This is a genomic window from Arachnia propionica (assembly GCF_003932785.1).
GTDB classification, from domain to species: domain Bacteria; phylum Actinomycetota; class Actinomycetes; order Propionibacteriales; family Propionibacteriaceae; genus Arachnia; species Arachnia propionica_B.
This window is the reverse complement of record NZ_RQYT01000067.1, coordinates 1-8,843: the sequence shown is the minus strand read 5'-3', so window position 1 is coordinate 8,843 and position 8,843 is coordinate 1. Positions and strand designations below refer to the sequence as shown.

Here is an 8,843-nt window from a genome sequence, read left to right as displayed (position 1 = left end):
GATCTTGCCTTCCACACGGGCAAGCTTCGCGCTCAAACTAGCTGAGGCACCGACCCCACCCACGCGCTCAAACTAGCTGAGGCACGTCGCGCTCTTGCGCTGACGCGCAATGGTCTGTCATCCTGTTCCACGGTGCCAGGACGGCACCTGATACGAGAGGTCGGATGATGGAACGGATGCAGAGCCCACACGTGGCGCAGCCGTCGTTCCTGCGCGCTGCCATCCGCCACCTCGATTCCGCGAGAAATCGCTGAGTCCCGGGGACCCCGCCCTCTCGTCACCTTCCACCACTCACCCGCTGTCAGGCGTGAGGTGTCGGCGTACCCCTGTCATGACGATCCACGAACAGGAGTAGAATCATGTCCACCTTCCCGGTCCCCCTGACCGGCACCGAGAACACCCTCATGTGGGCCGACGAGGCCGCCATCGAGGACGCGGCGATCCGGCAGCTGCGGAACGTCGCCCACCTCCCCTGGACCCACGGGCTGCGGGTCATGCCCGACGTCCACTACGGCAAGGGCGCCACCGTCGGTTCCGTCATCGCGATGCACCAGGCGGTCGCCCCGGCAGCCGTCGGCGTCGACATCGGCTGCGGCATGACCGCCGTGCGGACCAGCCTCACCCCCGACCAGCTTCCCGAGGACCTCGCAGGCCTCAGGCACGGACTGGAACGGGGCATCCCCGTCGGCACCGGACAGCACCGCACCCACTCGCGGACCATCGACCGGCACCACGACCTGGGTCGTCGGTTCAAGGCGATGTCGAAGGACTTCGACGACCTGAAGGCCCACGGCCTCTCCCGCCGGTTCGGGTCGCTGGAGAGCAAGGCCATCGCGCAGGTCGGGACCCTCGGCGGCGGCAACCACTTCATCGAGCTGTGTTCCGGTGACGACGGGCGGGTCTGGGTGACGCTGCACTCCGGGTCCCGGGGGATCGGCAACAGGCTCGCGATGGAGCACATGGAGGTGGCGCAGTCGCTCCACCACAACAAGGGACTCGTCGACCGGGACCTCGCCGTCTTCCTCAGCCACACCCCGCAGATGGAGGCCTACCTGCACGACCTGTGGTGGGCGCAGTCGTACGCTCTTCTCAACCGGGACGTCATGCTGGCCAGCATCTGCGACGAGCTGCGGCACCGGTTCCACGGCATCACCTTCGACGAGCCCATCCGCTGCCACCACAACTACGTGGCGGTGGAGACCTACGACGACCTGGAGCTCATCGTCACCCGGAAGGGCGCCATCCGCGCCGGGAAGGACGACATGGGCGTGATCCCGGGCTCGATGGGCACCGGCTCGTACATCGTGCGGGGCCTCGGCAACGAGGCGTCGTTCCAGTCCGCCTCGCACGGGGCTGGCCGGAAGATGTCACGGAACGAGGCGAAGCGGCGGTTCACCGCCGACGATCTCGCCGCGCAGACTGCTGGCATCGAGTGTCGGAAGGACTCCGGCGTCGTCGACGAGATCCCCGGGGCGTACAAGGACATCGACGATGTCATCGCCGCCCAGTCCGATCTCGTGGCGGTCGAGGCCAGGTTGCAGACCCTGCTCTGCATCAAGGGTTGAGTCCGGACGGCGGGTGTCTCATGGCGCAGTGTGGGTGTGCATCAGGATCCCCTCGGTGTTGAAGATGCTGATCACCTGTGCGGGACGACGGCCAGCCGCGCACATGGCGTGCGGGATGCTGGTGTTGAACTCGGCGGCCTCCCCTCGAGTCAACACCAGCTCCCGGTTGTCCAGCAGCAGCCGTAGCCGCCCCGACAGCACGTACAGCCACTCGAAACCGTCATGCACGCACGGATTCAGGGCACGCTCCCCGGGAGGATAGGTGATCCGGTAGGTGGCGATGGGGGAGGATTCCCTGGTCAGGGGAACGATCACGGCGCCGTCGCGGCGGATGAGGGGCCGTCGCACCCGGGGGTCGACGGGGGCCGGGGCGATGAGGTCGTCCACCCCGACGCCGAGGATCCGAACCAGCGGGAGCAGCACATCCAGGCTCACCTGCCGCTTCCCCGATTCCAGCCGCGACAGGGTGCTGGGGGACATCTGAGCCTTGGCGGCAAGCTGTTCCAGGGTCCAACCCCGGTCGTGGCGCAGCGCCCGAAGTCGTGAACCGACGTGACGCAGTTCGTCGAGCATTCCCGACCTCCTTGCGGATACAGCAAGAAACCTTGCATTCATGACAATCTGACACTGGACTGCCGGCATGAGTCAACACACAGCAACATGGGATGTCATCGTCGCCGGGGGAGGGGCCGCCGGACTGTCCAGCGCCCTCACCCTGGGGCGCGCATGCCGCCGGGTCCTTGTCATCGACGCCGGAGAACCCCGCAACCGCTTCGCCTCACACATGCATGGTCTGCTCGGCCACGAGGGCCTCGACCCCGCCGAGCTGCTTGAACGTGGTCGCGCAGAGGTCGTGCGCCACGACGTGACCCTCATGCCCGGTGCCGTCACCGCCGTCGTGGAGGACGCAACTGGGCTGGTCGTCACTCTCTCCGACGATTCGACCCACCACTGCCGTGCGCTGATCGCCGCCAGCGGGGTCGTCGACGAGCTGCCCGACCTGCCCGGGCTGCGCGACCAGTGGGGGCGGGGGGTCCTGCACTGCCCCTACTGCCACGGCTGGGAGCTGCGCGGGAAGCGGTTGGCGGTGGTCGCGACCTCGCCGATGTCCCTCCATCAGGTGGAGCTGCTGCGCCAATGGAGCGCTGACCTCGTCCATGTCACCGGGAGCGAGCCCGACCCCCACGTCATGGAACGGTTGAGGTCCCGGGGCATCAGGGTGATCCACGCCCACCCCGCCGCGGTCCTGGCCGAGGCGGGGCAGCTGGTGGGGCTGAAGCTGGACGACGGGAGTCGCATCGAGCTGGATGCGGTGTTCATCAGTCCCATCCCGCGCCCTCGGGACGACTACCTTGAGGGGCTGGGTCTGGAACGTCGCGATTACCCGGCCGGTAGCTTCCTCCAGTTCGACCCGCTCACTGGGGCCACGAGCCATCCGCGGGTGTGGGTGGCCGGAAACGTCGCCAACCCTCCGGCCAATGTCGCCGTCTCAATCGGGGCCGGGGCCGCCGCTGGGATGGCGGCGAACCTTGCCTTGGTCGCTGAGGACTTCCGTCCCCTGGGTGAAAGGGCGTCCGGTTAGGGGGATCGGCACTGCAGCTGGCCGTCGTCAGAGGGCGCCCATCATCGACCTGAGGTCGTCGGTGAAGCCCTCGACGACGACCTCCCCATCCAGGCGGTTGAACTGCTCGGGGGTGACGGAGACGTACTGGACCTCGACGGTGCGGGAGCCGTGCACCTCGGTGCGGATGCCGTTCGGCCGGTAGCCGGCGCTGCGGGAGACGCCCATGGACGCCTCGTTCCCGATGACCGCGGCCGACTCCGCCCGCCGGGCGCCCAAGTGGTCGAAGGCGAAGTGCAGCATCAGTTGGCGCATGCGAGAGCCCCAGCCCTTCCCCTGGTGTTCCAGTGCCAGCCACGACCCCGAGCCGACGACCCGGCGCTCGGCGAACTGGGTGGCCGTGACGTCCTGGCAGCCGACCAGCACGTCGTCGACCCAGACGCCGAAACCCAGCACCCACGACGCGGGGGAGAACTCCGCCCGAAACCGCCAGTGGGCCTGGGCGGCGTTGCGACGACGTTCCGGCGCTGGGACCTCGTACCAGGGAAAGATCCACTCGACCTGCTCGTCGGGGAAGATCGGCCGAGAGACGAGGTCGAGGTACTCGGGGAAGTCCTCGTCCCGCATGAGGCGCAAGGTCATGTCATCGTGGCGGATGCGCAGGCCGAACGGCGGGAACGCCGTCGCGAGTGGGTCCATGGGTGAACTCCTGTGGAAGTTATGCATTGTTGGGGGAAACGGACCGATAACCACCTAAAATGACATAACGCGTCGATTCTGGGTGGTCGGGGTGGCGCGGATTGGGGGCGGGGTCAGACGACCAGGTGTTGGAGGCGGCGACCGTCGGCGAGCCGCGGCAGCTGATCCGCCAGCAGCGCGACCATCCGGGGCAGCATCGCCGTCGAGTTCCCGCCGATGTGCGGTGTGATGAACGCGCCATCCGCCTGCCACAAGGGGTGATCCTCAGGCAGCGGCTCCGGGGCGAACACGTCGGAGGCCATCCGCAGCCGCCCTGCGACGACCTCCGCCGTCAGCGCGTCCGTGTCGACGACGGGTCCCCGCGCGACGTTGACCACCAGCGCGTCGTCGGGGAGCAGGGCCAGCTCCTCGGCCCCGATGAGGCCCCGGGTGTCGTCCGTGAGCGGCACGATGAGCACGAGGATGTCGGCCCCGGGCAGCAGCTCCGGCAACTCGTCGACGCCGTGGATGGGGCCGTGCTCGTCGCTGCGGGCGGCCCGGCCGACCCGCGTCAGTCGCACCTCGAACGGCTCCAGGCGACGGCGGATCGCATCCCCGATGGCGCCAACCCCCACCATGAGCACCCGCGCATCCGCCAACGACCGGGTGCTGGCTGTCTGCCAGCGACGGTCGCGTGCGAACCGGGGCAGATCCCGCTGCGCCGCGATCATGAGCCCCACCGCAAGCTCCGAGGTGGAGGCGTCGTGCACGCCGTACGCGTTGGCCAGCCGGACGCCGTCAGGGACGATCTTCACCAGGTTGTCGTAGCCCGCCGACTGGGCCTGGATGAGTCGCAGCCGCGGCAGGTCCTTCAGGGATCGCCACTCAGGTGCCGCCCGGAAGTAGGGGACGACGGTGGCGACGACGTCGTCGGCCTCATCGCCCAGGACGTCGCGGACGGGGGTGTTCCAGTCCCACACCCTGAGCGAGACCCCCAGCCGATCCTCGGGGGTGTGGGCGACGAGCGCGTCGAGCAGGTCCTGGTCCGGGAGCGTCACGATCATGGCACCAGCCTAGGAGGGTACGCGGATAGTTATGGATTATTGGGGGAAACGGACCGATAACTCCCTAAAATGACATAAGGCGGGGGTTTGGGGTGGGGTGCCGGAGGGTGGGGGAGTTAAGGGGACCCCAACCGAGCGACCAAGGGCAGGCGGTGTTAACTTCAGGCCATGAGCCACACAACCGAGCACACCGGCACCCTGGCCGAGCTCGCGGTCGGCACGAGCGCCACCATCGTCGGATACGACGGCGACGACGTGGTCAGCCGTCGCCTGTTCGACCTCGGCTTCGCCCCGGGCCAGATCTGCGAGCTGGAACGCAGGGCCCCCCTCATGGATCCCCTCATGTTCAAGGTCGGCGGCACCGAGATCGTGCTGCGCCGATCCGAGGCCTCCCGAATCCTGGTGAAGTCATGACCTGCCACGACGAACCAAGACCCACCGCCGTCGGCACCGCCCAGCGTCGCTTCGTCCTCGTCGGCAGCCCCAACTGCGGCAAGACCACCCTCTTCAACGCCCTCACGGGCCTGCGCGCCAAGACCGGCAACTACCCCGGCGTCACCGTCTCCCGCTACGAGGGCCGCCACAAGCACGGCGACGTCGACGTCATGATCGAGGACCTGCCCGGCACCTACTCCCTCGACGCGATCAGCCCTGACGAGGAGGTCGTCGCGCGGACCCTCGCCGACGGTACCGCCGTCGACCAGCCCATCGACGGCCACATCGTCCTCATCGACTCGACCCAGCTGCGGCGCGGTCTCGGTCTGCTCGCCCAGGTCCAGCAGATCCCCCGCCCCACCCTCGTCGTGCTCACCTTCACCGACGAACTGGCCCGACGCGGCGGCTCCATCGACGTCGAGGCCCTCTCCCGCGCCATCGGTGCCCGCGTCGTGCCCGTCGCCGCCGGGGAGAAACGCGGCGTCGCGGCCCTGTCCCAGGCGCTGGCCGAGGTCGACCAGTGGCCCGCCCCCGTCGTGGCGCCGCCCACCGACCCGGAGGAGGTCACCGCGTGGACCACGTCGATCCTCGAGACGGCGAAGCACCGCGCCCCCGGCACCGATGAGCGCACCCAGCGCATCGACGCGGTTCTCCTCCACCCGATCTGGGGGACCCTCGTCTTCTTCGTGACGATGTTCGCGTTCTTCCAGGTGATCTTCACCGTCGCCGCCCCCATCCAGGAGGCCTTCGAGGGCTCGATGGTCTGGCTCGGCGACATCGCCAGGGAGAACATCCCCATCGACTGGCTCGCCTCCCTCGTCGCCGACGGCATCTTCGCCGGTGTCGGTGGCGTGGTGGTGTTCCTGCCGCAGATCGCCCTGCTGTTCCTCCTCATCTCCCTGCTCGAGGGGTCCGGCTACCTGTCCCGTGCCGCCTTCCTCATGGACCGCGTCATGGGCATGGCCGGGCTCGAGGGCCGCGCCTTCGTCGCGCTCCTGTCGTCGATGGCCTGCGCCATCCCCGGCATCATGGCCACCCGCACCCTCCCGTCGGCCAAGGACCGGATCGCCACCATGATGGGCGCCCCCCTCATGACGTGCTCCGCCCGCCTGCCCGTCTACGTCCTCCTCATCGGGATGCTCGTCCCCGAGGACCTCAAGTGGGGGCCCTTCGGTGCGCAGGGCGCCATCATGTTCGCGCTCTACCTGCTCGGTGCCGTCTCGGCGATGGTCGCGGCCTGGGTGTTCAAGCGGATCGTCGGCCGTGGCGGCCGGACCCTGCCCTTCTACATGGAGATGCCCTCCTACCGACTTCCCAGCGTGCGGACCGTGCTGCTCGCGGTGTGGGACGCCTGCAAGGCGTTCCTGCGGAAGGTCACCGGCATCATCATGCTCACCACCATCGCGCTGTGGGCGCTGCTCAGCTTCCCCATGCACTCGGAGGAGACGATGACCGCGGCCGGCGTCGACGTCGCCGACGAGGCCGCCGTCACCGCCTACACCCTCGACAACTCCTACGCGGCCGCCGTCGGCCGGTTCGTCTCCCCGGTCTTCGAGCCCCTCGGCTTCGACTGGCGGGTCAACGTCGGTGTGCTGTCGTCGCTGGCGGCGCGTGAGGTCGTCGTCTCGACGATGGGTCAGCTCGCCGCCGCTGAGGACCCGGAGGACCCGGGCGCGGCGCTGGAGCAGTTCACCCACTCCGACGGACCGCATGCGGGGGAGCCGGTGTTCACCCCCGGCACCATCGCGGCGCTGCTGGTGTTCTTCGTCTACGCGCTGCAGTGCGCCTCGACGCTGGGCGTGATGCGACGCGAGACGGGCACCTGGCGGTGGTCGGTCATCGCGTTCGGCTACATGAGCGTGCTGGCGTGGGGCATGGCGTTCCTGGCCAAGCTCATCGTCGGTGGGCTGTCATGAACCGGAGTCGCCCGATCCATCCCCAGGCGGTGCCGGGGGAGTCGCAGGCCGTGCGGTGGGTCGTCGCCACGGGCGACCTCCCCGTCGGCGAGGTGCGGCACGCCCCCGGCACGCTGGGACCGCTGCTGGAGTACGGGGTCATCACCCGGATGCTGCTGGAGACGGACGGGGTGTGGACGTGGCTCGCGCCCGACCACACCTGGCTGGATCACGGGCCCCGCATCCGGGAGGCGATCACCTCGGCCCTCGATCTCGACGGCTGGGACATCGAGTCGGGGTCGGCGGATCTGCTGGGGTTCATCGCCCGCGACGTCCTCGAGGTCGAGCTGGCCGCCTACATCGCCAGCCACGGTGGCCGGATCACCGTCGTCGACCACGACGACGAGTCGGTGCTGGTCGACTTCGGGGGAGCCTGCGACGGCTGCCCCGCGTCGGGGCAGACCCTCCATCAGCGCATCGAGACGGCGATCCGGGCCCGCTATCCGCGGCTCAGGACGGTGACGCGGAAGGGAGAGCCGGAGCGCGGTCTGCCGTTGCTGCCGATGCCGGGCAGGTCCTGCTGATCAGCCCCGGTCGGCGCCGATGATGCAGCCGGGTGCGCCGTGGTCGATGCCGATGACGAGCTTCAGCTCGGGGCGGGCCACGTCCCACACCCGGTGGATCGCCAGCTGCGGCGAGTCCGACTCCAGGGTGTCCGCCTCGGCAACGCCGCGGACCGCCTCGGCGACGAGGTCCGGGTAGTGGGCCCCGGTGTCCTCGAGCATCACGTCGGTCTCGACGATGACGTCGGCATCCTCGGGCTGGATGGCGGAGCACTCGAGCTCGTAGTTGAGCGGGGTGTCGGACCTGCGGTACGGCCTCTCGTCGAGGCGTCCCGCCACCCGCACGGCGAGGAGTTTCGCATCCAGATCGGTGTAGGGGGTGTCGAGCCCGGGGCAGGAGTAGGAGGAGCGCAGCTCCCCCGGGGAGGCGAACAGGTTGTGGTCGCCAACCTGCCAGTGGACGACGTGGTCGTTCTCCTCGGCCCTCCCCTGCAGGGCCGTCAGCACCCCGTCGCGATGCTCGAAGAGGGCGTCGACGGCGTCGTCGGACAGTGTCCAGCACTGCTCCTTGACCGCGTCGCGGTTGCCGTCGGCGAGGTCGTCGGCGAAGCGCTGCAGCCCTTGGAGGCTGTGTTCCCCGACGGAGGCGGGCAGTGTCACCCGTTGCCCCGAGGGCCGGGAGTCGACGGGCGGCTCCGGTTCGTCGAGGGGTGTCGTCGGCTCCGCGGGGGTCGGGGCGCCGGTCGCCTCGACATCGGGCAGTTGCTGTGTGGTCTGCGTCGGCGTGGCGGGGGTGCTCCTCCCACCCTCGGCGACCACCACAGGGGCATTGCCGGAACAGGCCCCGAGCAGCGTCAGGCTCGTCAGGGAGACCGCGACCTTCATCCATGTCCTCATGCGGAAAGGGTACGTGGCAAGCGGTTCAGCTCACACTCCCACCGTGGTTTCGCCTGTCTTGATGTGGAAACGCCTTCCTTCTTTCACTTCGCCTGCCGTGTGATGTCTCAGGAGATCGGTGACAGTTCTGCCTCAGGACATCGGTGACGTTTCTTGTGTCAGGACATCGGTGACGGAGTGGGTGT

Annotated in this window: 9 protein-coding genes; 5 read left to right on the top strand and 4 right to left on the bottom strand. The window is 68.9% G+C overall.

Annotated features, from left to right (window positions below):
• Nucleotides 1-359: 359 nt before the first annotated feature.
• Complete coding sequence (locus EII35_RS14975; RefSeq protein WP_125229265.1) at nucleotides 360-1,565, top strand: RtcB family protein; 1,206 nt, start codon at nucleotides 360-362, stop codon at nucleotides 1,563-1,565.
• 18 nt (nucleotides 1,566-1,583) lie between these two features.
• On the opposite strand, the gene EII35_RS14970 is transcribed toward EII35_RS14975, so the two are convergent.
• The gene (locus tag EII35_RS14970; RefSeq protein ID WP_125229264.1) at nucleotides 1,584-2,138 is read right to left on the bottom strand and encodes a helix-turn-helix domain-containing protein; all 555 of its coding nucleotides are present in this window, start codon (nucleotides 2,136-2,138) and stop codon (nucleotides 1,584-1,586) included.
• A gap of 67 nt (nucleotides 2,139-2,205) precedes the next feature.
• Between EII35_RS14970 and EII35_RS14965 the strand changes: the two genes are divergently transcribed.
• Nucleotides 2,206-3,147 (top strand): NAD(P)/FAD-dependent oxidoreductase, encoded by a 942-nt coding sequence (locus EII35_RS14965; protein ID WP_125229263.1) that lies wholly within the window; start codon nucleotides 2,206-2,208, stop codon nucleotides 3,145-3,147.
• Nucleotides 3,148-3,174: 27 nt separating this feature from the next.
• Here the strand turns inward: EII35_RS14965 and EII35_RS14960 are convergent, their stop codons facing one another.
• Nucleotides 3,175-3,825 (bottom strand): GNAT family N-acetyltransferase, encoded by a 651-nt coding sequence (locus EII35_RS14960; RefSeq protein WP_125229262.1) that lies wholly within the window; start codon nucleotides 3,823-3,825, stop codon nucleotides 3,175-3,177.
• 113 nt (nucleotides 3,826-3,938) lie between these two features.
• The gene (locus EII35_RS14955) at nucleotides 3,939-4,868 is read right to left on the bottom strand and encodes a 2-hydroxyacid dehydrogenase (protein ID WP_260465150.1); all 930 of its coding nucleotides are present in this window, start codon (nucleotides 4,866-4,868) and stop codon (nucleotides 3,939-3,941) included.
• A gap of 168 nt (nucleotides 4,869-5,036) precedes the next feature.
• On the opposite strand from EII35_RS14955, the gene EII35_RS14950 reads away from it, so the two are divergent.
• The 3 genes from EII35_RS14950 to EII35_RS14940 are packed head-to-tail and all read left to right on the top strand — an operon-like array spanning nucleotide 5,037 to nucleotide 7,782.
• Nucleotides 5,037-5,282 (top strand): FeoA family protein, encoded by a 246-nt coding sequence (locus tag EII35_RS14950; protein ID WP_125229261.1) that lies wholly within the window; start codon nucleotides 5,037-5,039, stop codon nucleotides 5,280-5,282.
• Nucleotides 5,279-7,219, top strand: a complete 1,941-nt coding sequence (gene feoB / locus EII35_RS14945; RefSeq protein ID WP_125229260.1) for a ferrous iron transporter B — start codon at nucleotides 5,279-5,281, stop codon at nucleotides 7,217-7,219. Before EII35_RS14950 ends, feoB begins: the two co-directional genes overlap by 4 nt.
• Nucleotides 7,216-7,782: a NifU family protein gene (locus EII35_RS14940; protein WP_125229259.1), complete on the top strand. Its 567-nt coding sequence runs from the start codon at nucleotides 7,216-7,218 to the stop codon at nucleotides 7,780-7,782. Before feoB ends, EII35_RS14940 begins: the two co-directional genes overlap by 4 nt.
• Here the strand turns inward: EII35_RS14940 and EII35_RS14935 are convergent, their stop codons facing one another.
• Nucleotides 7,783-8,658 (bottom strand): hypothetical protein, encoded by an 876-nt coding sequence (locus EII35_RS14935; protein ID WP_125229258.1) that lies wholly within the window; start codon nucleotides 8,656-8,658, stop codon nucleotides 7,783-7,785. It abuts the gene before it with no gap.
• Between the last annotated feature and the right edge of the window lie 185 nt (nucleotides 8,659-8,843).